This window comes from Bacillus sp. FSL K6-2841, assembly GCF_037976435.1.
Taxonomy (GTDB): domain Bacteria; phylum Bacillota; class Bacilli; order Bacillales; family Bacillaceae; genus Bacillus; species Bacillus pumilus.
The window spans coordinates 1,384,144-1,408,684 of record NZ_CP150266.1 but is presented as its reverse complement, the minus strand read 5'-3'; the positions used below and the strand labels follow the sequence as shown (position 1 = coordinate 1,408,684).

The following is a 24,541-nucleotide window of genomic DNA, read 5'->3' as shown; positions in this document are numbered from 1 at the left end:
CACTAAGAACGAAGGCAAATTGTCCAATATGGTATAATAAGTGGGAATGATTTATTGAAGGAGTTCGTGCGATTTGAGATTACTTACACTGATGGAATACTGTTTATTGATTTTCTTTATGGGTATTTATTTATCTGCAACAGGATTTAATGCGAGGGATTTCGGCCTTTATATTGGGCTTGTGCTTATTTACACACTGGTACACATCTTTTCGAAACGCTTTTTACAAAAGCGAGGGAAAGAAAATCATAAGATCGGATTGTTTCGGTCCGTTTTAGCTATAACTGGCTCTGTCTTCGCTTCTGTGCTGGCCATTGTGCTCATTGTTACAGTGCTCACGCCAAATTAAAAACGACCCTATTTTTAAGGGCCGCCCATTTAAGCACTTTTCTCATGCATCTGAGAAGGGTGCTTTTATTTTGTTTGCCGAATGTCGCCAAATGGGAAGAAAACAAATTCTGATGTCCCGACAACCCGATCCTTTTCAATGAGTCCAAGTCCATTTCTGCTGTCCATGGAGTTGAGCCTGTTGTCCCCCATCACAAAGTAATCGTTTTTCGGTACTTTCACTGGACCAAAATCCCCTGTCAAATGCACTTCATACTCTTTCGCATGTGCCTTGTTCTCTTTTAAATAAGGCTCATCTACTTTTTTACCATTAATGTAAAGCGTATCATCCTTCATTTCAATCGTGTCTCCCGGAAGACCGATCAATCGTTTTACATAATGAATTTTCTGGCCGTCTTTTCCATTAATAATCACGATGTCACCTCGTTTGACACCACCTAGGTAGTTAATGGTTTTGTTGACGAACAGCTTTTCCCCATCATGAAGGGTCGGTTCCATCGACTCTCCTTCCACCACATACGGCTCAAATATAAACGTACGGATGAGCAAGACGAGCGCAAGTGCAATTAAAATGGCTTTGATCCATTCAAACAGTGAACTTTTCTTCTCTGTTTTGGCTTGCTTTGCATCAGATTGAATATCATTTTCGTTTTGTTTGTTTTCTTCGTTCAAAATACTGCTTCCTCCTAAGACTTTCTGCTAAAAGACTTGAAACGTGAATTGAATAACTTTACTTTATCACATGTCATTTAAAAATTCACAAGACAACCATTCAATTAGATATTTTTTCCTAATTTGTTCGTAATTAAACAAAAAGAAACACCGCTTTTCACGATGCTTCTCCTCTGAATTACGCTTCTAGTTTCACTGGTTTTTTCAAAATACCAAGTAAAATCGCTGTTACAACGGCACCGATTAAGATGCTGATGATATAAAGAATTGGATGATTTGTTACCCAGAAAACGAATAGTCCGCCGTGCGGTGCAGGAAGCGTGACTCTAAAGAATTCCGTTAATCCGCCAGCCACAGCTGCTCCAATGACAGCTGAAGGAATCACGCGTAGAGGGTCAGCCGCTGCAAACGGGATTGCCCCTTCAGTAATGAAGGCAGCTCCCATGAAGTAGCATGTAATCCCTGCTTCTCGATCACGTTTTGAGAACTTATTTCTAAAGATTGTTGTCGCAAGTGCAATACCTAGTGGTGGTACCATTCCGCCTGCCATAATGGCAGCGTGCGGTGCATAGTTTCCAGCAGCAATCATCGCAAGACCAAATGTGTAAGCCGCTTTGTTAATTGGACCACCCATATCAATCGCCATCATACCTGCCAAAATAATGCCCATTAAGACAAGGTTTCCAGTACCTAAAGTTTCAAGCCAATGAGTTAATCCGTCCATCACCATTTTTACTGGTGTGTTCACAATGTAATGCATGATGATACCTGTGAAGAAAATACCGAACAATGGATACAGCAGAACCGGCTTAATCCCGTCGAGTGACTGCGGTACAAATGTGAATACTTTTTTAAGTAACACAACGACATAACCAGCAAGGAAACCGGCAATGAGTCCACCTAGGAATCCTGCACCTGCTGCTGACGCCATAAATCCACCGACCATACCTGGCGCAAAACCTGGACGATCTGCAATACTCATCGCAATAAATCCGGCTAATACAGCGACGATTAAGGCAAGCGCATTATCTCCGCCAATTCCTTTTAATACAGCTGCAAATGAATTAAATGAAGGGTCTTTAGGATCTGCTGAGTTAATTCCCCAGAAGAATGAAATTGCAACAAGGATACCGCCTCCGACAACAAATGGAAGCATGTTGCTTACACCGCTCATTAAGTGCTTGTAGAAACCACTTCTACCTTTGCCAGATGACTCATGTTCGTCTTTTGAAGAACTGCCGCCAGAGCCTTTATAGATCGGTGCATCTTGATTGACTGCTTTTTCAATCAATTCCTGCGGACGACGGATTCCTGCTGTCACAGGCACTTCAATGACATGTTTGCCTTTAAAGCGTTCCATTTCAACTTGCTTGTCCGCTGCCACAATGATGGCTGGTGCTTCTTCAATTTCTTTTGCGGTAAGAGCGTGTTTAATACCACCAGAGCCGTTTGTTTCGACTTTAATGTCAACGCCCATTTCTTTCGCTTTTTCTTTCAAAGCATCTGCTGCCATAAATGTATGTGCAATACCCGTTGGGCAAGCTGTTACTGCTAAAATCTTAGCAGGTTTACCTGCTGGAGCTGGTTCCTCTTGAACTTCCTCTTCTTCTTCATCGTCCTTGTCATGCGTATTGATGATATCGATGATTTCATCTTCAGTAGCCGCTTCAAGAAGCTGCTTTCTGATTTCTTCACGCATCAGAAGTGTTGATAAACGAGAAAGGGCTTCTAAATGCGTGTTGTTTGCGCCTTCAGTTGCTGCAATCATAAAGACAAGATGACTCGGCTGCGCATCCAGTGATTCATAATCTACACCAGCTGTCGAGCGGCCAAATGCAATAGCAGGCTCTTTGACACTTGCTGTTTTAGCGTGAGGAATCGCAATGCCTTCTCCAATACCAGTAGAGCTTTGTTTTTCACGGTTGATCACCGCTTCTTTGTAGCCCTCTTTATCATTTAACTTGCCAGCTGTATCTAAAACAGTGACTAGTTCTTCAATGACTGCTTCTTTCTGCTGGCTGTCTAATTGAAGCTTAATGGTCTGCTTTGTGAGTAGTTCTGTTATTTTCATGGTGACTCCTCCTTTAAATGCGTGTGACTTTTACTTGTGGTAATAGTGTGTCAACAAGCTCTTTTGTCCCAAGCTCCTCAGAAAATGCTGTAGCACTGCCTGATGTGACGCCAAGCTTAAATGATTCTTCAATCGAAAGGCCTTTCGAAACGCCGGCTAAAAATCCTGCAACGACTGAATCCCCTGCACCAACCGAATTAACAAGTGTACCCTTTGGAACATTGGACTGATAAATCCCTTCCTTACTGAATAAGAGAGCGCCATTACCAGCCATGGATACAATAACATGTTCAGCACCTTGTTCTAACAGCTTCTTTCCATAAGGAATAGCTTCTTCTGCAGTAGAGATGCTCGTCTCAAACATTTCACCTAGTTCATGATGGTTTGGCTTCATTAAGAACGGTTTCAAGCCTGCTGCTTTTTTTAGGGCTTCTCCAGAAATATCAAGGACAACTCTAACGCCTTGCTTTTCACATACCTCAGCAATACGTTCATATGTGTTATGAGGCAATGAAGAAGGAATGCTGCCAGCTAACACAACGACATCTCCTTCAATCAATGAAGTAAATTGAGACAGAAACGACTCAAATTGTGCTTCAGTAATGGATGGGCCGAGTCCGTTGATTTCGGTTTCTTCACCTGTTTTTAGTTTCACATTAATTCGTGTATCTTCTGACACCTCGTGAAAGGCTGTTTGTAATTGTTCGTTTTGTAAAAAGTCTTGAATATATTTGCCTGTAAATCCGCCTATAAATCCAAGCGCTTTTGATTCCACACCGTGACGTTTTAAAAGCCTTGAGACATTGATCCCTTTTCCGCCCGGATATTTTTTGTCATAGGTTGAACGATTCAAACCGCCGACTGCGAAATCCTCCACGTGTACGATGTAATCAACTGATGGGTTTAAAGTAACTGTATAAATCATGTTTTCACTACCTTTATAACCGTTTTTTCATGGTAATTATCGAATGAATCTTCTTTTGCGTCGTTTGTGATAATGGTGGCTTCCTGTAAACTAGCAAAGGTTGAAAACGATATTTCGCCAAACTTGGAGGCATCTGTTAAGATATAGGTTTTTTTTGCCTGCTTCATGGCTCTTTTTTTCATGAGCGCTTCCTCTGGATCAGGTGTTGTAAATCCTGCCTCGGGATGAATGCCATTCGTCCCAACAAAGCTTTTGTCAAAACGGTAATTTTCCATCGCCGTCAAAGCTGCGGCACCGACCATGGCTCCTGTTCGATGTTTCACTGATCCGCCTATCAGGTAAAAAGAAATGCCTTTTCTCATGAGTGCTTCAATGTGCATAACACCGTTTGTCACCACAACTATATCTTGATCTGGATCGATATATTCAATCATTTGCTGTGTGGTCGTACCAGCGTCTAAATAAATACAATCTCCCTGTTTTAAAAGTGAAGCAGCTGCCTCCGCAATCAATGACTTTTCTTGAAGGTTTTTGGCAGATTTCTCAAATACATCTGGTTCAAGACGGATACTTGATATCTTGGCTGCTCCCCCATGGACCCTTTTTAGAAATCCTTTTTCTTCAAGGGCTGATAAATCCCTTCTAATAGTAGATTCAGACGCATCCGTCATAATCGTTAAGTCCTGTATTTTGATGACATCATTTTCTTCTAAACAGTCAATAATGAGTTGATGTCTTTCCGGTGTTAACATGGAAACACCCCCTTTTGAAAACGTATTCATTTTGCGCGCACCTTTATTGTAATCGCTTTTTTCAACATTATCAATATAAAACAATCAAATACATTCAATAACTATCAAAATCTTTCACCATGGTCATCTTACCTTTATATGTACCATTTGTAAACTGAAAAATATGTGACATTAAGATGAAAGTCATGATCTTAGCATTTCTATCATTTTTCATTTCATTCAATAGAACTAAAAAAAGCTTTTATGCAATGTGCATAAAAGCTTTTAATCCTTGATTACAGCGGAATTCACACTGTTTGTATGCTTTTGGTTCTTCTCGAAATTATTCATATCTAAGAGAATCAATAGGATCTAGTCTTGCTGCTTTATTCGCAGGAATTAACCCAAAAACAATCCCAATTAGCATACTAAACAGAACACCTACACAGATGATTTGCCAAGATACTAAGGACGGCCAGCCGGCAATGAGTGATACTAACGAGGCACCGCCTATACCTAGTGCAATCCCCATCAACCCGCCGATCAAGGTTAAGACGACAGACTCAATTAAAAATTGAACGAGTATTTGAGCCCTCGTTGCTCCAATCGCTTTTCGGATACCGATTTCCCTTGTCCTCTCTGTCACAGAAACAAGCATAATATTCATCACGCCGATACCTCCGACAAGTAAGGAAATTCCAGCTATTGAGCCAATGATTGTTGTCATGACAGACGTGATTTGACCGATGCCTTCTGCGATTTCTTCCATGTTGATCATTTCATAAGCATCTTCTGTATGATGATTCTCATTTAATAATGCAGCCGCATTCTTTCCTACTTCCTTCATTTGATCAGCATGTGCGACTTGAATTGACAACTTATCGTATTCACTGATCCCAAATGTGGAGGTGAGCATGGCGAATGGGACATATATTTCATTCATATCGAATGAAAGCATCCCTTTTTGTTTGGCTAAAACACCGATGACTTCAACCGGCTGTCCGTTCATCCAAATCATTTCGCCCAATGCCTTCTGTCCATTAAATAATTCTTTTTGTAAGCCTTCAGAGATAAGGGCGGCTCTTCTGCCGCTTCTAAAGTCAATATCTCTTAAATTCTGTCCTTCGGCTATTTGTAATGAATGTACATTCGTATACCCTTCATTTATACCGTTAACTGTCGCATCCACTGTCGTATCTTGAAATCTCAGCTGCATTCCTTGCGCAGTCGAAGATGCAACCTGATTCACCCCATTGATTGTCTTAATGCTTTTGATGTCTTCCTCAGTAAATGCGGCGTCGAATAAAGCGTTGGGATTTGCATTTAACTCTTCGTCAGAGGGCGTATACATCATATCAACGGTATTGTTTGGACCTGAAATCGACCCTTTTAGCATTTGCTCGCCGCCTTGACCGATAGCCACGACCGCAATGACTGATCCAACACCAATAATAATCCCAAGCATCGTTAAAATAGAACGTAATTTATGAGCTAAAACAGAATTCATCGCTATTTTGATATTTTCAAAGAGTTTCATTCATAGCGTCCCCTTGTGTCAATCTATCTTCAACGAGTCGCCCATCTCTTACAACGACCGTCCGATTTGTATACGCAGCTATTTCTTCTTCATGGGTAACAAGCACAATCGTTGTTCCTTCCTCATTCAGCTTCGTAAACTGTTCCATGATTGAGAAGCTTGTTTTTGAGTCAAGAGCGCCTGTCGGTTCATCTGCTAAGATAAGCTGCGGCTTATTGACAATTGCACGGGCAATTGCCACCCTTTGCTTTTGCCCTCCCGACAACTCGCTTGGCATGTGTTTCATTCGGTCTGACAAACCAACCTTTTCAAGTGCCATCTCTGCACGTTCTTTTCTTTCCTTTTGACTGATACCAGCGTAAATCATCGGAAGCTCAACATTACGCCTTGCATTTAACCTCGGCAGCAGATGAAATTGCTGAAAGACAAATCCAATGAATTGATTTCGAATCACTGCGAGGTCTTGATCCTTTGCTGCTGACAACTCTCTTTCTTGAAAATGATATTGTCCTGTAGTTGGCCGGTCTAAACAGCCAATGATATTCATTAACGTCGATTTTCCAGAGCCGGAGGGGCCCATAATGGACATATACTCGCCTTTTTCAATGACAAGATCGATCTCACTTAATACATCAAATGATTCCTCGGCAACCTCATAGCTTTTTGTCACGTTTGAAAGCTGAATCATTCAGCATTCACTTCCATTCCGTCATACATGTCATCTGATGGATGAGAAATGATTTGATCCTCTGCTACGACACCTTTTGTCACCTCAAGATCATGACCTGACGTTTCCCCTAGCACCACTTTTACTTTTTTAAGTACATTCTTTTTGACAACATAAACGTATTGTCCATCATCCTCTTTTTTTACAGCTGATTCAGGAATCGTTAGGGCTTGACGCTTATCTGTTTCAATTTCCATGATCATTTTAAAACCAGGTTTTGCTTCAGGTTTTTTTCCCTTTATTTCGATTTCAACTGGATATTGCACCGTTTGATCACCTGCAGGTGTTTCGGATGCTGCCTGAGCAGGTACAACCCCCACTTTTTTCACGACTCCTTGCCAGCTCTCTCCGCGAATGACATCAGACGTTATCTTTACTTTTTGTTTCTTTTTCACTTTTATGGCGTCATACTCAGAAATCAATCCTCGCACAACCATTTTTTTCTCATTGCCAATATGAATGATCGGCTGCCTCTCTTCCGGCTTTCCTGCCCCTTCTTCTTGCTCAATGGAAATCACTGTACCATCAATTTTACTATGTACGATTAAATCTTCTATTTGTGCTTTTACTTTTTCTTGGCTGATCTCTGCTTGTTTTTGTTCTAATTCAGCCGCTTTCAGCTCTAATTCAAGCTGGTCTCGCTCGTTTCTAGAATTGGTGGCGGATTCGCCTTCTTGTTTTTTGTCTAATTCGCTCAATCTATTTTGTAATTGTTCGCGTTTTAAAGTACTGGATTCAGCCGCAAGAGCTTGCTGCTCTTCTTCAAGCTCCAGCTCTCTATTTTCATATGTAAGAAGCGGCGTTCCAGGCTTTACCTTTTCTCCTTCTTTTACAGAAATTCCCTTCAAGTGTCCCTTTTCCTCTTCTGCATAAATAAACTGTTCTTCAAAGAATGAAAGTATCCCTGGCGTCATCACCTTAGTGGTGATTTCTTTTTGCGAGGGTTTTACTGTTTTGATCGCTGCTGTTGAAGCAGGCTTTGCTTGATTTTTCGCAATGTTAAAGCCAATAAATAGACCGATAACAATAATAAAAATGGATCCGATGATGATTTTCTTTCTCATAAAGACATTCTACCCCCAGCTTACTGATATGGTGATTGCAGTTCCTACATATTGAAAAATGATAGATAAGAGATAAAAGACTCCTATAATGGTCCAAGCTATTCTTGGCGATATATGGCCAACTTTCATCAATAAAAAGCCTGTTAAAACAAGGTTCCAGATCACAAATAGATCAATATTGGCAAGCACAGCATGCCATGGACCAGACGTTTGAATGAGTGCATTTAATGAGGTGATTGTGATGTTTTTTGGTACATGGAACAGAATGATGGACAGATGAGAAATAATCGTACCAACGATCGTAACTGGTGTAATAAACAGGACCGCTGAAAACAGCTGCTGAAACGATGCATCACCCTTTGCTAAAAAAACGATGAACTTATAGATTGCAGCATTAACCACAAGCCCGAGAAGTAGACCAATTAGCGTCACCACATAAACGACCGATACCGGCAAGCTTAAATCTGCCCACATTCCTTCATTCACCAGCTCTGACAAATAAGTCACAATCACTGTTAAAAGAAGTACGCAGGATAAAGGCCACCAAACCACCGGATTTTCCCATACTCTTTTCAGGTGCTCCGAAGGCCTTGTGCTCACTCCAATGATCGTAGGCTTTTGCATATTTTCTTTCATCAAATGTCATCCTCTCTATGTCATGCAAGTATGCAAACGCACATGCTCTCTCTTATTCTTTCTATTTTATCAAAAGATTGCCAATAAGTGATGGATGATTTGATTTTCTTATTTTCATTGAGGGAAAAATTATCTATTATTCTATTATCATGGATGAAATCCTCCAAATGACACCATGACTAGACCATATTCATATCAATAAATAAAGGTTTTTCTGACCTAAAAACATTTTATCAAAAAAACACATGTCTTTCGGAATAAATATCCTTTTCCTTTGAATTCGGATGGTCTTTGAGAGACACAACAATTTTTTGTTAAAATAATCCTAGTAATTTCAACAAATCCCGGCTTTATAGGACTACGATTGGTTTCTTTTATAGAACAAATGAGCCTTTAGTAACAATACTTTCATATTAAAAAATTAAAAATATAATGATTTTACTTGATCAAAAGTTATTTTTTCATATAATGTAAAATAGAGGTAGGTTAAATGATAGTGGAAATGGAGTCAAGTGAATGTTAAGAGAAAAATTGAAAACGCAATTGATTTTACTTTATGAAAAGGAACAAGAAGCATGGCAATACTTTCGAAAGGAAAGAGAACTGATTTATCATGAGCTCAAATTACTTGATATGAAAGAAAGCAGACCCTCAAATGACAAAATATACTACGCTGCTAGATGTGTAGATATTATTAAAGAGAAAAAGGGAAGCATTGTGAGCACAAAAGAATTAAAAGAACAACTTCAAGCCCAGACAGATTTCAATGTGAGACGAATTAGCGAATTGTATGATCTAATACAGCAGCTCGATCCTCACATTTCTAAAGCACGAAGGGGATGTTTTATTTACGAAGATCACACCCAAATACCTCTACAATCTTTTCACACATAAAAAATTGGTTACAGCCGCTGGCCATAACCAAATCCTCTAATATCTATTATCCACCGCTTACAGGAGGAATGAATGCAACAGTGTCCCCGCTACACACTTCAGCGTTTCCCCTCGTATATCGTTCGTTGACTGCAACCATCACATTTTGTGCAGCATCAACACCATATACCTCCTGTAATTCTAATTTAATCTCATCAACCGTTGTTCGATCTTTTTGAATGATGATTTGTTGTTTACCGGCCTTCTCAGCAAGGCCGGCGAACAATAATACACTAATCAACCTGATCACCTTCTTTCTTTGCAAGTTGAAGATCACTAGGTTTCCCCTCTGGATATGAAACTGTTTCAAGCTGATCACCTATCCAGGCTTCCCCGTCTTCCCAATATTCTTTTTTCCAAATCGGCACAATTTCCTTAATTCGCTCAATGGCATATTCGTTCGCTTCGTATGCAGCCTTCCTATGAGGAGATGAAACGGCTATCGCAACAGCAATATCCGTTATATCAAGTGTCCCGATCCTATGCACAATGGCAGCTTCAGTATCAGGCCACCGTTTTTTGATTTCTTGTCCAATTTGACTTAGCATGCTTTCTGCCATTGGTATGTAAGCTTCATAAGTTAAGCGCAGCGTTTTCTTACCGTTTGTCCACTCTCTGACCGTCCCGATAAACGTCGTAATGGCCCCTGCCTTCCGCTTTGTCACATGCTGAATCAATTCATTCACATCAATCGGCATTTTTGTTATTTTAAAAAGTTCACTCAAATAGAGCCGCCTCCCTTCAATAAGTTATAACAAAATGAGTTCGCATCCTTTTCAAAGGCTGAAAACACTGGAAAAGAATAATTTTCGGCTAACTGAAACTCTTGAGAAAAATAAATAGCTGCTTGTATATTGGAAAGTGTTGAAAGATCAATGAGCTCCTCTTCATTCTTTGCACAAACGATTTTGCGGTATGGTGCCTGTTTATACCCTTCTATCAAGACCGCGTCTAATGGAAGATGCTCACACATATTGAGCAATTGCTCTAACGTAATGTGCTGCATTGAAAAGTGAAATTCACCCTCTCCTTCTACGCCAGCGGCAAATGCACCCGCCCCTACATATCGATCAGTGTCTTTTTCTTTCAAAAGACGATCTGGTTTACCGCCATGTCCATGGTGTTTAAAGCAGCCCAGCTTCAGCCCATCAAGTACAGCCAGCTGACAGAGCTTTTCAATCAACGACGTCTTGCCGCTGTTTTGATAGCCGACCACCTGTAATATACTTAATGTGTCATCCAGCATGGGGAACCCTCGCCTTCGGGCTGAAACAGCAGAACATGCACCTGATCACCGGCCTTAAAACCTCTTGTTCCACCTGGCAGCACGATGAAACAGTTAGCCTCTGCAATTGAGGTTACGGCACTTGATTTATCAAGACCTGTTGGGGTTACACTGAGCTGACTCCCCGTGAATTGAAGTGCTGCTCTGACAAATCGAGTGAACGGATTGGCTTTTGGAAAATCGTGTGTCAGCTTCGCCTCAGCAAAATCGGGGAACGGCTGTTTCTTCAAAGACCATTTATAGATCATCGGTTTCACAAATAATTCAAAGCCAACAAAACAGGCAGCAGGATTTCCTGACAGACCAAAGAGCAGTTGACCATTTGGCATTGCAGCAACCGTTGTCACACTTCCAGGTCTCATAGCCACTTTATTAAATAGCACCTGAGCTCCAAGCTTCTCATAAATCGCGGGGAGAAAGTCAAAATCACCTACTGAAACTCCGCCTGTTGTGATTAAGTAGTCTACCTTGCTTAAAGCTGCTTTGACTGCATGAAAGCTATTGTCAAAATCATCGGACACACCGCCTAAATCAAGCGGCTCTCCCCCAGCCTTAAGGATCTGGGCATAAACCATACTAAGGTTACTGTTTCTAATCTTCCCGTCCATCATCGCATCACTCACTTGAAGAAGCTCTGTACCTGTTGAGATGATGCCGATCACTGGCTTTTTGACAACTGGGACTACCGCATATCCAAATGTCGCCAATAGGGCCGTAACGCCCGGAGTTACTTTGGTTCCTTTTTTAAGCATCACATTCCCTTCAAATACCTCTTCTCCTTGACGAGAAATATTGTCCCCTTTTTTCAGCGATCTTTTAAGTGACATATATAATTTGCCCTCTTTTTCGTAGGACTTAGTGAGCTCAAGCATGATGACGACATTTGCTCCATCCGGGATTTTTGCTCCTGTCATGATACGGATGGCTTGAAAGGGACCGATGGTTTTTGCTGAGACCACTCCTGCCCCAATGTGATCAATGACCTCAAATTCAATCGGATGCTCACTTGACGCTTCTATTGTATCTTCTGCCCGAAGTGCAAAACCATCATACGGGGACCGATCAAATGCAGGCACATCATGGTCTGCCAAAATGTCTTCTGCAATGAACCTTTCAAGGCTATTTCTTAAGGGCACCCATTCTTGTTCTCCATGCTTTTCATATTGATGGACTTTCTGAATGGCTTCTTGTACTGGAATTGGCTGACGTCTTTCCATCACACTTCACTCCTATATCCCTAGCAGTTTTGCTAGTAATGAATTGGCTGCTTTTTCATCATTTGTCCCATGAATTAATGCACGTCCACCTTTGAAAAAGACAATGCGATAAGATTCATAGCGGACATGGATTAAGAAGTCATTCACTTCCACCTCACAAATAGATGACAGCCGCTCTTTCACATGCTGAAATGATAGATTAGCTAAATCCTTAGATACGACTTGAACTGTATCTCGCCCGCAAAGAATCGTCGTTTTTTTACGTTGCTCGTGTAAATAAGGATAGGTTCTATCTTTGCCGCAAGATGGACAGTCCTTCTGCTTAGTAAGAGACAAATCCATTTTAAACGATGTCGCCTGCCAAAGATCAAATGTGACAAATTTCCGTTCGATTTGATCTTCATGTCCTGTTAAATATTTTAGCGCCTCTGTTTGCTGATAAGCAGAAACCATCTGAACTGCTGGAGAAATAATCCCCGCTGTATCACACGTCAAGCCGCCAACAGGCAGTTCTGTAAAGACACACGATAAACACGGCGTTTTATCCGGCAAAATGGTCATATACATCCCCTGACTGCTCACACAAGCACCATATATCCACGGCGTCTTCGTTTCCTGCGATAAATCATTCATAACCATTCTCGTCTCAAAATTATCCGTCGCATCAATGACAATATTTGCACTGTGAAATAACGGTCTTAACAGCTCAACCCCTGCATCTTCAATCAGGGCGTGTATGGTCACTTCATGATTGATCTCTTGGAGACGTTTTTTTGCCGCAGCTGCTTTTGGCACATGTGCCTTTGCATCATGTTCTGTGTACAGCTGCTGCCGCTGTAAATTTGAAAATTCTACATAATCACGATCGACAATCGTCAACGTGCCGATCCCAGACCGGACAAGCCCTTCCGCAGAGGCCGTTCCAAGTGCACCCGCTCCAACAATTAACACATGACTGTCAGCAAGCGCACGCTGACCCTTTTCCCCAACCGGAGGGAACAAAATTTGTCTTGAATATCGGTCATTCAATGCTGCTCTCTCCTCACCATTTTTATGTATCATATCATACCGTTTTCAGGTAAATCGCTTCTTTTATTGATATTTCGAAATTCGTTTGGTGTTACGTTCAGTTCCTCCTCTGGAACGATACGCACCTTAAGCCTTTGAAGTAACTCTTTCATGGCTAATTGATTCTCTTTTAAACACGCATCAATGGACGGCAGACAGCGGCGGTGATAAAGTGCAAATAAAGGCTGTAACCTTCCCTGAACAAGTGGGATAATTGCATCTACGTGCTCGCTGCAATAGGACGATAATGCTTCGGCGGTCTCTCTCCGGATGAAAGGCATGTCACATGCCGTCACTAAATACCATGCTGATTCTTTCTTTTGCATCGCCGTATAGATGCCGGCAAGCGGCCCGCATCCGCGCACCTGTTCATCATCCAACCATACATCTCGTTCACCTCTTTCTTTAAAAAAGGTCAGAAGTGTTGAATGGCTGATGATCACCATCTGTCCTTTCAAAAGCTGCTTTTTCACATGCTCATATAGTGGTTTTCCTTGATACATATAACTTGCCTTTGGCTCTCCAAAACGTCTCGATGCTCCTCCAGCTAAAATGACATTGACTACGTCCATCCGCTCACCCTCCTTTGATATGGTTGTTCTAATCACTCTCATCTCGCATACTTTATTGGTAACATGAATAAGGAGGGTCTATCGATGAACAGGCGCCATGCTTCTCCCCTATTCCATGATCTATCTCAAGAGAATTTATACTTAAAAGCAGAAACAGCCAAATATCAACAAATGATCTCTGAGTTACAGTCCTCATATACGTATTCTAAAAACAAGAAGTTAACTCAAGAATATCACGAGATGAAAAAGGATTACACGCAATTAAAGCAACAATTGGATGAATTGACCATTGATCAAGATCATGCAGCCTCAAAAATACAGGATCTTTCCTACAGCAAATCTGAATTATTACATAAAATAGTCCTTCTTCATGAAATGCTCCAAAAAGAAACCTTTCATAGAAGGAAAGAAACGGAAGACAAACACCGGCTGCATTTAAAAGTCATCAAATATAAAGAAATCTCTCAACAATTAAATGAACGGATGCAGGATCAAGATAAACGGCTTGCAAAAGAGGAGAAAAAAGGAAATACTTTATCCGCTGTGATTGAGAAACTGCAGCAAACATTAAGTCATAAAAACGCAGAGCTCAATCTATTACAGGAAGGCGTTAGACACCTACAAGAGCGGTTTTATGAAACACAAGAGAAATTACTGCAAATCGAAAAAGCAAAGGAAGCGATTTTTTATGAAACGCTCATAAGCTATCAAAAGCAGTTAGCCGAAAGCGAGGAATGGATCGCATCTCATTTTGCTGATATTGACCAGTCAGCCCAAACAAATTCACAGCCATTCTCACGAGACAGCATCCTGGAAACAACGGAAGAAATCGAACCCATCTTGAAAAAGCTGAACGAACAAGTTCAAACGCTACAAGCACAAGTCGATGCGGTGCACCAAAATGGAGATGTCATGACAGTGAAGATTGATGGCTTCAAAAAACAGCGTGATCGCCTGTCAAAGGAACGAAAAATTGTCTATACAGTTGATCAAAAAAAGTAATTATCGCAATAAAAAAAACTGCTGGCATGACGTCAGCAGTTTCTTTTTTATTTATTCGTCTTCTGTTTGAATATCGCCTTCTAAAATATACTGTCCGCGATATGGCTTTTTCACTTCAGGATACATTTTAATTAAGCTTTGCATAAACGTTGTCATATTTGGAATTTCAAGACCGCTCTCTTTTTCAATTTCTTTTTGAAGTTCAGAGCTTTTAATCGCTGCATTATGACGCTTTAACGTTTTAATCGCAGCTTCACGAAGCTTAGCTGCCTTTGAACCAGGGCGAGCTGTGCCTCTTCTGCGTCTTGTAGATCCTTCAGGAATACCTACAGGTGCACCGTTTAGCTGTCCTGTTCCTAAAGTTGATGCAGAATTTGATTGTGATTGTGCAGGCGGCTGGTAGCTTCTCATTTCTTGTGCAGCCAGTTCAGCTAATACAGGCAGTGAATCCGTTTTTCTTTCTGCACGCACTTCTTTTTTTGTATCTGACACTAGACCTGTTCCTTGACGGTCTAATTCTCTTAATTTTGCATAAATCGCATCTCGCTCAATTTGATATTCACGGATGACCTTTACTTCTGCTTCGTTTAATTGTTCCAATCGTAATCGTAACGCTTCCCTCTCATTAAACAATGGATTTCCCCCTCATCATATAAAAAATATTCTATAGTAAATATTAGATTAGAAAACTAATTTTATCAACTATTTTTTTATCATTTTACAGTTTGTTATCAGATAGGTATTTTCAACTAAAATTTTGCCAAAGAGGAACAATCGGCATCCATTTCATTGCCACTAAAGGCTTTTGACAAACCTTAAAATATTGTAAAAAATTTGAATAAACACTTATACTACTTGATTTACATCGTTATTTACCAAACTGAAATTTCTTTTGTGCAAAAACGTTCTGAATAGTAAAAAGTTAAAATCTTTACATTTTCATTTCAAAACAAAAATGTAAATAGGTCGTTATACCTTTTTGTTTCAGGAATATTTTTTAATAAACTCCCTCAATTTCTCTTTTCTTAAGAAGGACAAGTCCATTCCGTGCAATAGGTCGCCTATTTTTGTCCATGAAAAAACCCCCAATTATGGGGGAAAGCCTATTCTGCAGCCTTTTCAGACTCAGAAAGCACTCGATTGACACGTTTCTCAAGCATTTTCATTCCGCTTCCGCCAGCTTGGAAGTGGCGTAGAGCACCTGTTTTATCAAACACATAATATGCTGGTACATATTCATTTTCAAAGGCTTCTGTTAGTTTATGATCGCTATCCACAAAAATTGGCTGGGTGATTTCATGCTCTTTCGCAACTTCCTTGATCTTATCCAGATCTAGGTCATCCTCTGAACGCGGCATATGAACGGCTATCACGTTTAGTTGATCCTTGTATTCATCACGGAATTGATTGACTTGAGGCATTGCCTCTTTACAAAGATGACAGCTGACTGACCAGAAATGAATCAATGTTGGTTTGTCACCAATTAGATCTTCTTTTGTTACTTCTCCATTTAACCATTCTTTTGCACCAGTTAGTTCTGGCATTGGTTGACGTAATTTCATTATGAAGCGCCTCCATCCATTGTATGTGTCGAAACAAAAAGGTCTAACATCAGTTAGACCCTCCTGTTTCTTCAGTTATCAATTAAAGTGTTTTTTGACCAGGCTTCCAGTTCGCTGGGCAAAGTCCACCAGTTTGTAATGCTTGAAGAACACGTAATGTCTCATCTACATCACGACCGATATTGTTGTGGAATACTGTTTGATATTGAAGTTCGCCTTCTGGGTTGATAATGAATAGACCGCGAAGTGCAATTCCTTCTTCTTCAATTAAAACGCCGTATTCTCTAGATACTGTGTGGTTTGTGTCAGCAGCTAGCGGATATTTCAATTCACCTAGACCATTGTCTTTACGGTCTGTGTTGATCCAAGCAAGATGCGTATGGATTGTATCAGTAGATACACCAATGATTTCAGCATCTAAATCTTCGAACTCATCATAACGATCGCTCATTGCTGTAATTTCAGTTGGGCAAACAAATGTGAAATCCATTGGGTAGAAGAAAAGAACTGTCCATTTGTCATTCTTCATGTTTTCTTCTAGACTCACTTTACCAAATTCCTTGTTAGCAAGTACTGCTTCCATTTCAAAACGTGGAGCTTGTTTTCCTACAAAACGCTCTGCCATATGTAAATCCCTCCAAAAATAATATCTTTATACAGACTTCTAAGCTGTATATAAAATGAGAATCAAAAGTTGAAATTCTCATTTAGTTAATAACTTCACAATTACAATTATAATACTTAAGCGGTTTTTAGTCAATATTAATTAATAATAAATTTAATTAACGATTTGTCACAATCTCTTACTCCACTTAACGAAAGTTTAACATGTCTTGCAGAAGGGAACAAATGATTAGCTTCTCTATTAGAGCATACATAGAAAGGTTTTGAAGATCATGAAAGCATTTGAACAAGTAGATTGGGTTTCCATTATCCTGAATAGCAGTATGATTTTGCTAAAGCTCATCGCTATTTTCGCGATTTATTTTATCATCAGAGCCATCGGAAATAAGATGATTAAGCGTGCTTATTCTACATTCTCTGAAAAGCATGATGTCTCTTTATCAAGAGCTCAAACGCTGCAAAGTCTTACGTTAAATATTTTCGCCTACTTATTGATTTTTATTCTAGTCGTCATGATCCTCGACTTATTTCATTATAACCCGACCGCATTGTTAGCTGGTGCAGGCGTCGTGGGGCTTGCGATCGGCTTTGGCGCTCAAGGACTAGTGAGTGATATTGTGACAGGATTCTTTATCCTATTAGAGAAACAATTCGATGTGGGAGAATATATAACAGTTGCTGGTTTTGATGGGATCGTAGAACAAATTGGACTTAGGACCACGCAGCTTCGAAGTTTTGACGGCACCCTTCATTTTATTCCAAATCGAAGCATATTGAACGTGAGCAACCATTCAAGAGGGACTATGCAGGCACTCGTTGATATCGAGCTGTCTCCAGAAGAGAATGTGGATCAAATGATTACAGCCCTTCAAGCGGCGTGTGATGAGGTACGAGAGGACATTCCTCAAATTATCGAAGGACCTCAAGTTGTCGGGGTGGAGGCGTTCGGATCCTCTTCCCTTGTACTGCGCATCATTGCAAAAACTGAAACAATGGAGCAATGGCGGGTAGAACGTATTTTGCGCAAAAAAATGAAAGAAGTACTCGATATAGAAAAAGAGCAAAAAGAACCGGGATGATAAGCTACCGGTTCTTTTTCTTGTTTGTTTTATTGAACACGCTGTTCTACTTCTTGACAAATTTCATCAGCCGTCATACCAGACGCGGTAATCACAGATGCCTTTGTCGTTGTGTCTGAAATGCCAAGAACATTTGAATCTAGTCCTGTGACAACATAGCAGTCACACTGATCCATTTGCTGTTCATTTTGAATACGTACGACGTCATACCCTTTTTGCTTCAGTAGTTCTTCTACATCGGATAAAGATGGTTCTACACCAATTCTTGTCATAATCAAGAACACCTCCTGTTCATAAGGTGTACAGGAGGCAGCTTGATTATTCATTCACCTGCTTGCTTTTTGAAATAAGCCGTCATAACGTTTACAGCTGTTTCTATCGCTTTTTCATCAGGCATGAGTTTTGAATGATGCAGGCCATATTCTGAATCGACCCCTAACCAAAACATAAATCCAGGGTACTTTTTCAGCATGTAGCCAAAATCTTCTCCTGTCATGGCCTCTCTGCATTCAACCACATTCGCAAGCCCTTCTCCAGAAACATATGACATAAATTCCTCTGTCAGTTCCTTTGAATTATCCACTTCGTAATAAGATGAAGGGTATCGCACGGTTACCTTGCATTCGTAGCCAATTTCAATCCCTTTTGCTAGTGCTTCAATTCGCTTTCTCACTTTTTCCATAGACTCTGGTGAAAGTGTACGAATGGTGCCATCAAGCTTTGCATGCTGCGCAATGATATTTTGAGCCGTTCCCCCGGTAATCGTGCCAATCGTAATGACCGCACTATCAAGAGGATCGACATTACGAGAAATAACCGATTGCAGTTGACCTACAAGTGCACTCGCAGCCACAACCATATCATTCGCTAAATGAGGGTAAGCAGCGTGTCCGCCTTTTCCTTCAAGATCTATCACAAGCTCACTCGTATTGGCAAAAAGCAGCCCTGGCTTTGTGGCTATCGTTCCGACAGGATATTCAGGTGCAATATGCAGTGCTGTAATAAAATCTGGCGTCCACTTTTTCAGCACATCACTTGTAAGCATCGGTTCAGCTCCGCCTGGACCTTCTTCTGCCGGCTGGAACATAAATAATAGATCTTCTTTGATTGGCTCATGAACGAAATGATCAATGACCCCAAGTGCGATGGTCATATGAAGGTCATGTCCACACGCATGCATCTTCCCTTCATGTACTGATTGAAATGGATACCCTGTGTCCTCAGGAATAGACAGGCCGTCCATATCTGCACGATACGCAAATACGCGCTCAGGATTTGTTCCCTTTACTTTGACAAAAAGTCCAGTTCGCCATGTTTCTATCTCAACTCGATCTTTTGAATAAGCACCAAGATGCTGGATGAGGTATGCTTGTGTTTTGAATTCCTTAAAACCAAGCTCAGGGATTTGATGTAAATCTCTTCGAATGGATATCAATTGCTCACGATTTAACAAGTGAATTCGCTTCCTTTCCTCTATACGAATAAGACGTGGATATATATCCACGTCTATGTCTTCAGCTGCGAATTATATGAATTAAAGCTGACGCAGTTCTTGTTTGATTTCTGTTTTACCTTTTGTTTTTTCATCAATGTCTTTAATTTTCTTTGCAGGTGTACCTGCTACAACTGTGTAAGGCTCTACATCGTTCACAACGATCGCACCTGCAGCTACAACTGCACCTTTACCAATTGTCACACCTTCTAGAACAACAGCGTTCGCACCGATGACAACATCATCTTCTACGACAACTGGTTTAGCAGATGGCGGCTCAATGACACCTGCAAGAACAGATCCAGCACCGATATGACAGTTCTTACCTACTGTCGCACGGCCGCCAAGCACCACGTTCATGTCAATCATCGTACCTTCGCCGATCACAGAACCGATATTAATAGAAGCCCCCATCATGATGACTGCATTATCACCGATTTCAACTTGGTCACGAATGATCGCACCTGGCTCAATACGTGCTTTAATGTTCTTTAAATCTAACATTGGAATTGCAGAGTTGCGGCGGTCATTTTCCACGACAACATCTTCAATTTTGTCTTTGTTCGTTTCTAACGCTTTTTGAATGTCGCTCCACTCACCGAAAACAACTCCAGTGTTTCCTGTGATGAACGTTTTTGCATGTTCACCAAACTCAATGCCTTCTAGATCACCTTTGATGTAGACTTTGACAGGTGTTGATTTTGTACTATTTTGAATAAATGAAATAATTTCATTAGCGTCCATTTGTTTCATGTATGTATGTCCTCCTCTTAATTTATACTTCATTACTGTACCAAAGGAGAGTTTTAATGACAAGTGAAAGAGTTGACTCTTCAATGGAAAATAAAACAAGCGGGACTGATTACCCCGCTTCCTGCTGGTGAAGATGAACAAATTGTTTACCAAAAGAAATCAATTTCTCTTCTTCTTCTCCTTCTGGATTTAGCTCGATCTTGACTGATGGCAGGACAATGTCCCCGCCAAGTTCCTTCACTTTTTCTTCGATTAGATCAACAGCTCCGCAAAAATGCTCATAAGATGTATCCCCGGAACCGAATACAGCAAATGCTTTTCCCGTTAAATCAAGCTCTTCCATTTCTTCATATAAATCAATAAAATCATCAGGAAGGTCACCATCTCCCCATGTGTACGCACCTAACATAATGTGCGTGTAATCATTGAGAAGTTCTGCATCAATATCCATCGCTTCATGACGGTCCACGCCAGCTCCTGCTTCTGTTATTCCTTTTTCAATTAGATCCGCCATCGCTTCTGTATTCCCAGACATCGTGGCATACACCAGTAAAACCTTTTCTGTCACTTTTTCTTCCTCCTTATCAATGAATCAATGCCGGCTCCTCATATGGCCTTACAAACTTGCTTTCATATAAACCAGCACAGAAAAAGTTTTCATTTTGATTGGCTACACGAAAACCGTGTCCTTTGATCGTATCAAACCATTTGAGCTCTTTTTGCTCTATATCAAGCTGATACACTTTAGAAAACCCGTATTCGTCTTGTGAAGTAGTCACATACACAATGCCATTATCCTCTGACACATCCAAAAATGATTCTTCTCTAGCAAAGGCTTGTGATTGAATATCATGCAGCATATTGGTATGTAAATCTAAAATTTGAACAGATCCCTTTTTGCCTTTTTTTGATCCCAATGCGCAAACAAGCAGATGCTCTTGACAGAGCAGCATAGAAGCTGTCATCCGGTGCTCCTCTCTGTTTAGAAGGAAAACCTGTTCACTCTCCAAGTCATACACCCATACTCCTCCGTGAACCTCATGAATCTGTGTTCCAATATAAAGGTGATCACCTGCAGCACATAAGGAACGAATGACAGGCGGATGGTTCACATGAGCAAACGGCTTCATAATTTCCCAGGAAATCCCGAAATCATTTGACACATATATACTATGTTTTCCATGTGCACACACAAACCCGTCTTCGCGTCCTGTAATCGACCAAACGACTGCATTTGTTGGAAATGATGATAGCGCCCATGTATGACCTTCATCTCCTGATCTAATCACTGTGCCATTTTCACCAACACCGAATAAATAAGGTCCAATATAGCTGATGGCATGAATTTTATGCTTGAGCTTAAACAGTTGCTGCCATCCGCTCTCCACACTGTAGTGAAAAATACCTTCACGTTTTACAGCAACAAAGTATCCACCGTTTTTAGAGGCAGCAACGGCCGTCGCTCCTTTATGAAACATGGTTTTCAACTCGTTTCACAGATAGCGCAGCCCATGTTAAAAAGCTTGTCGCAAATTCCTGACAGCACGCCACATCCTCATCTGTATCAGGCGCAAGTTCCATTTTCAATGTTTCAGGAAACACAGATGCACCGGTTGATTTGAGCATGTCATGAAATGTATGGACAGCCTCACAAAACTTCGGGTAACTGTAATCTCCTGATCCGAACACAGCTGCTTTGATGTCACTTAGTTCAAGCGCAGAAACCTCTTCATAAAAATCCTCTGCTTCATAAGGTAAATCGCCATCACCCCATGTATAAGAACCGATGAACACATAATCGTATGAAGAAAGATCCTCTGCGCTTGTATCATCAAATTCCATCATCTCAGTATCGATCCCTTTTCCTTCTAGTGTTTGCTTTATAATCGCTGCCATATCTTCTGTATTACCAGACATACTCGCAAATGCAATTAGTGCTTTCATCTATCGGTCACCTCATCTAAATGATAATCATTTTCAATTATTATATGTACACTTTAAATGATAATGATTTTCATTGTCAAATGATTTCATAAAAAAGCTTTGACCAATCAATACTCTAACCCAATGAAAAACCCGCTCAATCCAATTGGAAGGCGGGTTTTTCGTATCGAAGAGATCATCGGTTCCTCATTCGTTCGTTTCATCTATTCGAATAAAATATGGACCATAATCCGTTTCGTGCGTCATCACAAATGTCCATTTTTCATTCCAATCCATCACATACATATCGTTATAATCCATATTATTAGACTGATATGGTAAATCATTGATTAAAAGAGAGCTAGCATTTTCGAAAAGATACGCCTCGTCAACAAATTGATAAAAAACAGTACACTTATCCTTTGATTGTTGAAGAAATGCGTCTATCGCCTCAGCCTTTTCAAGGCATGTAACCATTCCAAAACTGCATAAATGCCATAAAAAATCATCTACTGATATATCGTTTTGTTCTTTAACTGAAAGATGACTAGCAAAACGTTCACGCCACCTGGCGCGCAAATGATCTCCCCATTCAGGTTTGTTCATTTTGATTAATTGATTGTTTTTCATAAAATCGAGGTCTCCTCTATGATTCGCTCCATCTATCTATTGCTTTGATATGCGTACAATAAGTAAATTGAATCAAGCTGATTATTTACCTAAAAAAAGCACCTTCCTCTTCCAAGAAGGTGCTTACACCGCATCACTTTCAAGCATTTCTTTGACCACACCAACAAATGCTTGCACTTGTTTTAATTGAAAAGAAGCTTCATAGCCTAGCAGCCATGTGTCACGTCCGATTTGTTCTCCATTCACGTCAACAAGCGGTGTTTTATGAACACTTTTTTCGTGGTCGTATAAGGTGACCGAAGGCAAAATGGCGTAGCCGATGCCGTGGTAGGCCATCTGTTTACACGTCTCAATCTGGTCCACTAGAATCGTCTGCTTTGGAGACACTTTGAATTTTTGATGCCACCAGTGCTGGATTTCCTGATAATACGTGCTGTCGCTTTTAAATTGAATAAACGGGCGTTCTGTCTCGATTAACTCGTCCACGTCCTTGATAACAGAATCGACTAAATATAAATGATCTGTCATCAAATATTCCTTTGTTCCCTTCCAATCAGGGTTTCCGCGAATGATCCCAATGTGCACATGGTCCTCATATAAGCTTTTGAGCATTTCACTACTCCAGCCGGTCACAAGTGATACCTTCGCATTTGGGTACTTTTCGACATACCGCTTTAACACTTTCGGCAGCCAGTGCTGTCCAATAATGGAGGCCACCGCAAGCTTTAGTGTACCGTGAATTTCCCCTTCAAGTTCATCGATTCTCTCTCTCACTCGATCTTGCTCAACCGTCACCTCTTTTGCAAATTGAATGATCTGTTCACCTGCCGAAGTTACGGTGAGCCCTTTCTGAGAACGAAAAAAGATTTTGGTACCCCACTCTTTTTCGATCGTCTGCAATCTTTGGGATAAAGCAGGCTGAGAGACAAAGAGCCGCTCCGAAGCCTTTCTCATATTCAATTCTTCACTTAGCACAACAAGCATATGTAACTCTTGAAGCTGCATGGGCGTCCCCTTTCTCTCTATAAGTTTTTCTTATTCCATATGGTCATTATATAAATTATAGCTTATGAAGGCAAAAAAAATAAGCTGGACTTCAGCTCATTTTTTTCGCGGCATGAATCACTTCATTTAAGCGCTTTAATACAACACGTCGTGTAAATATTCCTTCAAAGACTTGCTCCTCATTTACGACACAAACAAATCCATTATTCGTTACAGCGTGAACGCCTTTTAGCACAGGATCCGTTGTTTTAAGCCTTGGGATATCAGTGAGCATAACTTCTTCTACCTTCAGTTGGTCCAGCTTTTCGAATTCAATTCGTTCTAAACCAAAGATCTTATCCATAATCATATTCGTTCCAATTAACCCATGCAGGTGATACGAAGGATCTAATACTGGAATGGCTGTATATCCTGTTTTTGTAAGGACCAATAGGGCATGCTCAAGATTATTTCCAATTTGAACATGTGCCACTTTATCTGCATCAATCATATGCTCAGCTACTGTGGACTCAAGCAATTGAGTTGGTTCTATCTCTATCATGTTTCTTCGACCCCTTTTCTCTCAATCATCAATCATACATTCCCCTTTACCATTAAGCATAAACTAAAACGAAATTTGTCGAAAGATTTTTTCTGCATAAAAAAGATACTCAGCTCCCGAGTATCTAATAGAATGTTCAATCAA

30 protein-coding genes are annotated in these 24,541 nt (G+C 40.5%); 4 read left to right on the top strand and 26 right to left on the bottom strand.

What is annotated here, in order from left to right; translation table 11 throughout:
- The first annotated feature begins 73 nt into the window (after positions 1 to 73).
- The gene (locus MHH68_RS06995; protein ID WP_034619939.1) at positions 74 to 349 is read left to right on the top strand and encodes a hypothetical protein; all 276 of its coding nucleotides are present in this window, start codon (positions 74 to 76) and stop codon (positions 347 to 349) included.
- A gap of 65 nt (positions 350 to 414) precedes the next feature.
- Here MHH68_RS06995 and lepB read toward each other — a convergent pair whose 3' ends face one another.
- The 8 genes from lepB to MHH68_RS06955 all read right to left on the bottom strand — a co-directional run bounded on the left by lepB (position 415) and on the right by MHH68_RS06955 (position 8,711).
- Positions 415 to 987, bottom strand: coding sequence for a signal peptidase I (gene lepB, locus MHH68_RS06990; RefSeq protein WP_029706712.1), 573 nt, complete (start codon positions 985 to 987; stop codon positions 415 to 417).
- A gap of 211 nt (positions 988 to 1,198) precedes the next feature.
- Positions 1,199 to 3,091, bottom strand: a complete 1,893-nt coding sequence (locus tag MHH68_RS06985) for a PTS fructose transporter subunit IIABC (protein ID WP_058014094.1) — start codon at positions 3,089 to 3,091, stop codon at positions 1,199 to 1,201.
- A 13-nt stretch (positions 3,092 to 3,104) separates the two neighbouring features.
- Positions 3,105 to 4,016, bottom strand: a complete 912-nt coding sequence (pfkB, locus tag MHH68_RS06980) for a 1-phosphofructokinase (RefSeq protein ID WP_061407646.1) — start codon at positions 4,014 to 4,016, stop codon at positions 3,105 to 3,107.
- A complete protein-coding gene (locus MHH68_RS06975) occupies positions 4,013 to 4,768 on the bottom strand; it encodes a DeoR/GlpR family DNA-binding transcription regulator (protein WP_058014096.1) in 756 nt (251 codons plus the stop codon). The genes pfkB and MHH68_RS06975 overlap by 4 nt, the downstream gene beginning before the upstream one ends.
- 322 nt (positions 4,769 to 5,090) lie before the next feature.
- On the bottom strand, positions 5,091 to 6,284 hold the full coding sequence (locus MHH68_RS06970) for an ABC transporter permease (RefSeq protein WP_058014097.1): 1,194 nt from the start codon (positions 6,282 to 6,284) through the stop codon (positions 5,091 to 5,093).
- The gene (locus MHH68_RS06965) at positions 6,271 to 6,972 is read right to left on the bottom strand and encodes an ABC transporter ATP-binding protein (protein WP_061407637.1); all 702 of its coding nucleotides are present in this window, start codon (positions 6,970 to 6,972) and stop codon (positions 6,271 to 6,273) included. The genes MHH68_RS06970 and MHH68_RS06965 overlap by 14 nt, the downstream gene beginning before the upstream one ends.
- The gene (locus tag MHH68_RS06960; RefSeq protein WP_268497782.1) at positions 6,969 to 8,075 is read right to left on the bottom strand and encodes an efflux RND transporter periplasmic adaptor subunit; all 1,107 of its coding nucleotides are present in this window, start codon (positions 8,073 to 8,075) and stop codon (positions 6,969 to 6,971) included. Before MHH68_RS06960 ends, MHH68_RS06965 begins: the two co-directional genes overlap by 4 nt.
- A 9-nt stretch (positions 8,076 to 8,084) precedes the next feature.
- Entirely contained in the window at positions 8,085 to 8,711 is a 627-nt protein-coding gene (locus MHH68_RS06955; RefSeq protein WP_058014100.1) for a YIP1 family protein, read from the bottom strand.
- A 516-nt stretch (positions 8,712 to 9,227) separates the two neighbouring features.
- Between MHH68_RS06955 and MHH68_RS06950 the strand changes: the two genes are divergently transcribed.
- The gene (locus MHH68_RS06950; protein WP_003211488.1) at positions 9,228 to 9,605 is read left to right on the top strand and encodes a hypothetical protein; all 378 of its coding nucleotides are present in this window, start codon (positions 9,228 to 9,230) and stop codon (positions 9,603 to 9,605) included.
- 46 nt (positions 9,606 to 9,651) lie between these two features.
- On the opposite strand, the gene moaD is transcribed toward MHH68_RS06950, so the two are convergent.
- Genes moaD through MHH68_RS06920 form a run of 6 tightly spaced genes read right to left on the bottom strand, consistent with a single transcriptional unit; the run spans position 9,652 to position 13,786 of the window.
- Positions 9,652 to 9,885, bottom strand: a complete 234-nt coding sequence (moaD, locus tag MHH68_RS06945) for a molybdopterin converting factor subunit 1 (RefSeq protein WP_061407631.1) — start codon at positions 9,883 to 9,885, stop codon at positions 9,652 to 9,654.
- On the bottom strand, positions 9,878 to 10,342 hold the full coding sequence (locus tag MHH68_RS06940; protein ID WP_180310807.1) for a molybdenum cofactor biosynthesis protein MoaE: 465 nt from the start codon (positions 10,340 to 10,342) through the stop codon (positions 9,878 to 9,880). The genes moaD and MHH68_RS06940 overlap by 8 nt, the downstream gene beginning before the upstream one ends.
- 23 nt (positions 10,343 to 10,365) lie before the next feature.
- The gene (gene mobB, locus MHH68_RS06935) at positions 10,366 to 10,890 is read right to left on the bottom strand and encodes a molybdopterin-guanine dinucleotide biosynthesis protein B (RefSeq protein WP_180309074.1); all 525 of its coding nucleotides are present in this window, start codon (positions 10,888 to 10,890) and stop codon (positions 10,366 to 10,368) included.
- Positions 10,872 to 12,149 carry a gephyrin-like molybdotransferase Glp gene (gene glp, locus MHH68_RS06930; protein ID WP_260850288.1) on the bottom strand — a complete coding sequence of 426 codons (1,278 nt, stop codon included), beginning with the start codon at positions 12,147 to 12,149 and terminating at the stop codon, positions 10,872 to 10,874. The genes mobB and glp overlap by 19 nt, the downstream gene beginning before the upstream one ends.
- A 9-nt stretch (positions 12,150 to 12,158) precedes the next feature.
- Positions 12,159 to 13,175, bottom strand: coding sequence for a thiazole biosynthesis adenylyltransferase ThiF (locus MHH68_RS06925; protein WP_144462146.1), 1,017 nt, complete (start codon positions 13,173 to 13,175; stop codon positions 12,159 to 12,161).
- A gap of 29 nt (positions 13,176 to 13,204) precedes the next feature.
- The gene (locus MHH68_RS06920; protein ID WP_058014105.1) at positions 13,205 to 13,786 is read right to left on the bottom strand and encodes a molybdenum cofactor guanylyltransferase; all 582 of its coding nucleotides are present in this window, start codon (positions 13,784 to 13,786) and stop codon (positions 13,205 to 13,207) included.
- An 84-nt stretch (positions 13,787 to 13,870) separates the two neighbouring features.
- Here MHH68_RS06920 and MHH68_RS06915 point away from each other — a divergent pair, with 84 nt between their 5' ends.
- Entirely contained in the window at positions 13,871 to 14,788 is a 918-nt protein-coding gene (locus tag MHH68_RS06915; protein WP_058014106.1) for a hypothetical protein, read from the top strand.
- Between the two features lie 51 nt (positions 14,789 to 14,839).
- Here MHH68_RS06915 and rok read toward each other — a convergent pair whose 3' ends face one another.
- The 3 genes from rok to ahpA all read right to left on the bottom strand — a co-directional run bounded on the left by rok (position 14,840) and on the right by ahpA (position 16,975).
- On the bottom strand, positions 14,840 to 15,421 hold the full coding sequence (gene rok / locus MHH68_RS06910) for a transcriptional regulator Rok (protein ID WP_058014107.1): 582 nt from the start codon (positions 15,419 to 15,421) through the stop codon (positions 14,840 to 14,842).
- A gap of 470 nt (positions 15,422 to 15,891) precedes the next feature.
- Positions 15,892 to 16,350: a TlpA disulfide reductase family protein gene (locus tag MHH68_RS06905; RefSeq protein WP_003211884.1), complete on the bottom strand. Its 459-nt coding sequence runs from the start codon at positions 16,348 to 16,350 to the stop codon at positions 15,892 to 15,894.
- An 82-nt stretch (positions 16,351 to 16,432) separates the two neighbouring features.
- A complete protein-coding gene (ahpA, locus tag MHH68_RS06900; protein ID WP_003211758.1) occupies positions 16,433 to 16,975 on the bottom strand; it encodes a biofilm-specific peroxidase AhpA in 543 nt (180 codons plus the stop codon).
- A 271-nt stretch (positions 16,976 to 17,246) separates the two neighbouring features.
- Between ahpA and MHH68_RS06895 the strand changes: the two genes are divergently transcribed.
- Positions 17,247 to 18,053 (top strand): mechanosensitive ion channel family protein, encoded by an 807-nt coding sequence (locus MHH68_RS06895; RefSeq protein WP_058014109.1) that lies wholly within the window; start codon positions 17,247 to 17,249, stop codon positions 18,051 to 18,053.
- A 29-nt stretch (positions 18,054 to 18,082) separates the two neighbouring features.
- Here MHH68_RS06895 and MHH68_RS06890 read toward each other — a convergent pair whose 3' ends face one another.
- The 9 genes from MHH68_RS06890 to cbpB form a co-directional block, all read right to left on the bottom strand.
- Positions 18,083 to 18,325: a YkuS family protein gene (locus tag MHH68_RS06890; protein WP_003211408.1), complete on the bottom strand. Its 243-nt coding sequence runs from the start codon at positions 18,323 to 18,325 to the stop codon at positions 18,083 to 18,085.
- A gap of 50 nt (positions 18,326 to 18,375) precedes the next feature.
- Positions 18,376 to 19,506 carry an N-acetyldiaminopimelate deacetylase gene (locus MHH68_RS06885; protein WP_339165666.1) on the bottom strand — a complete coding sequence of 377 codons (1,131 nt, stop codon included), beginning with the start codon at positions 19,504 to 19,506 and terminating at the stop codon, positions 18,376 to 18,378.
- Positions 19,507 to 19,587: 81 nt separating this feature from the next.
- Positions 19,588 to 20,298: a 2,3,4,5-tetrahydropyridine-2,6-dicarboxylate N-acetyltransferase gene (gene dapD / locus MHH68_RS06880; protein ID WP_058014112.1), complete on the bottom strand. Its 711-nt coding sequence runs from the start codon at positions 20,296 to 20,298 to the stop codon at positions 19,588 to 19,590.
- Between the two features lie 109 nt (positions 20,299 to 20,407).
- Positions 20,408 to 20,833: a flavodoxin gene (locus MHH68_RS06875; protein ID WP_050782665.1), complete on the bottom strand. Its 426-nt coding sequence runs from the start codon at positions 20,831 to 20,833 to the stop codon at positions 20,408 to 20,410.
- A gap of 49 nt (positions 20,834 to 20,882) precedes the next feature.
- Positions 20,883 to 21,776 (bottom strand): hypothetical protein, encoded by an 894-nt coding sequence (locus tag MHH68_RS06870; RefSeq protein ID WP_058014113.1) that lies wholly within the window; start codon positions 21,774 to 21,776, stop codon positions 20,883 to 20,885.
- Positions 21,766 to 22,242 carry a flavodoxin gene (locus MHH68_RS06865; RefSeq protein ID WP_180309081.1) on the bottom strand — a complete coding sequence of 159 codons (477 nt, stop codon included), beginning with the start codon at positions 22,240 to 22,242 and terminating at the stop codon, positions 21,766 to 21,768. Before MHH68_RS06865 ends, MHH68_RS06870 begins: the two co-directional genes overlap by 11 nt.
- A 186-nt stretch (positions 22,243 to 22,428) precedes the next feature.
- Positions 22,429 to 22,851 (bottom strand): DUF4275 family protein, encoded by a 423-nt coding sequence (locus tag MHH68_RS06860; protein ID WP_058014115.1) that lies wholly within the window; start codon positions 22,849 to 22,851, stop codon positions 22,429 to 22,431.
- Positions 22,852 to 22,974: 123 nt separating this feature from the next.
- Entirely contained in the window at positions 22,975 to 23,856 is an 882-nt protein-coding gene (locus MHH68_RS06855; protein ID WP_003211236.1) for a LysR family transcriptional regulator, read from the bottom strand.
- Positions 23,857 to 23,947: 91 nt separating this feature from the next.
- A complete protein-coding gene (cbpB, locus tag MHH68_RS06850) occupies positions 23,948 to 24,397 on the bottom strand; it encodes a cyclic-di-AMP-binding protein CbpB (protein WP_339165665.1) in 450 nt (149 codons plus the stop codon).
- Positions 24,398 to 24,541: the final 144 nt, after the last annotated feature.

Coding starts and splice junctions, on each gene's coding strand:
- MHH68_RS06960 (WP_268497782.1), bottom strand. CDS start 8,075: ATGAGAAAGAAAATCATCATCGGATCCATTTTTATTATTGTTATCGGT.
- MHH68_RS06905 (WP_003211884.1), bottom strand. CDS start 16,350: ATGAAATTACGTCAACCAATGCCAGAACTAACTGGTGCAAAAGAATGG.
- MHH68_RS06870 (WP_058014113.1), bottom strand. CDS start 21,776: ATGTTTCATAAAGGAGCGACGGCCGTTGCTGCCTCTAAAAACGGTGGA.
- ahpA (WP_003211758.1), bottom strand. CDS start 16,975: ATGGCAGAGCGTTTTGTAGGAAAACAAGCTCCACGTTTTGAAATGGAA.
- mobB (WP_180309074.1), bottom strand. CDS start 10,890: ATGCTGGATGACACATTAAGTATATTACAGGTGGTCGGCTATCAAAAC.
- MHH68_RS06940 (WP_180310807.1), bottom strand. CDS start 10,342: ATGCCGATTGATGTGAATGAATTGATTCAGCATGTGACAAAGCGGAAG.
- dapD (WP_058014112.1), bottom strand. CDS start 20,298: ATGAAACAAATGGACGCTAATGAAATTATTTCATTTATTCAAAATAGT.
- MHH68_RS06860 (WP_058014115.1), bottom strand. CDS start 22,851: ATGAAAAACAATCAATTAATCAAAATGAACAAACCTGAATGGGGAGAT.
- cbpB (WP_339165665.1), bottom strand. CDS start 24,397: ATGATAGAGATAGAACCAACTCAATTGCTTGAGTCCACAGTAGCTGAG.
- MHH68_RS06875 (WP_050782665.1), bottom strand. CDS start 20,833: ATGTCTGGGAATACAGAAGCGATGGCGGATCTAATTGAAAAAGGAATA.
- MHH68_RS06855 (WP_003211236.1), bottom strand. CDS start 23,856: ATGCAGCTTCAAGAGTTACATATGCTTGTTGTGCTAAGTGAAGAATTG.
- MHH68_RS06985 (WP_058014094.1), bottom strand. CDS start 3,091: ATGAAAATAACAGAACTACTCACAAAGCAGACCATTAAGCTTCAATTA.
- MHH68_RS06955 (WP_058014100.1), bottom strand. CDS start 8,711: ATGAAAGAAAATATGCAAAAGCCTACGATCATTGGAGTGAGCACAAGG.
- pfkB (WP_061407646.1), bottom strand. CDS start 4,016: ATGATTTATACAGTTACTTTAAACCCATCAGTTGATTACATCGTACAC.
- MHH68_RS06950 (WP_003211488.1), top strand. CDS start 9,228: ATGTTAAGAGAAAAATTGAAAACGCAATTGATTTTACTTTATGAAAAG.
- MHH68_RS06895 (WP_058014109.1), top strand. CDS start 17,247: ATGAAAGCATTTGAACAAGTAGATTGGGTTTCCATTATCCTGAATAGC.
- MHH68_RS06865 (WP_180309081.1), bottom strand. CDS start 22,242: ATGAAAGCACTAATTGCATTTGCGAGTATGTCTGGTAATACAGAAGAT.
- MHH68_RS06975 (WP_058014096.1), bottom strand. CDS start 4,768: ATGTTAACACCGGAAAGACATCAACTCATTATTGACTGTTTAGAAGAA.
- MHH68_RS06920 (WP_058014105.1), bottom strand. CDS start 13,786: ATGGACGTAGTCAATGTCATTTTAGCTGGAGGAGCATCGAGACGTTTT.
- MHH68_RS06890 (WP_003211408.1), bottom strand. CDS start 18,325: ATGACAAGAATTGGTGTAGAACCATCTTTATCCGATGTAGAAGAACTA.
- MHH68_RS06970 (WP_058014097.1), bottom strand. CDS start 6,284: ATGAAACTCTTTGAAAATATCAAAATAGCGATGAATTCTGTTTTAGCT.
- MHH68_RS06915 (WP_058014106.1), top strand. CDS start 13,871: ATGAACAGGCGCCATGCTTCTCCCCTATTCCATGATCTATCTCAAGAG.
- MHH68_RS06965 (WP_061407637.1), bottom strand. CDS start 6,972: ATGATTCAGCTTTCAAACGTGACAAAAAGCTATGAGGTTGCCGAGGAA.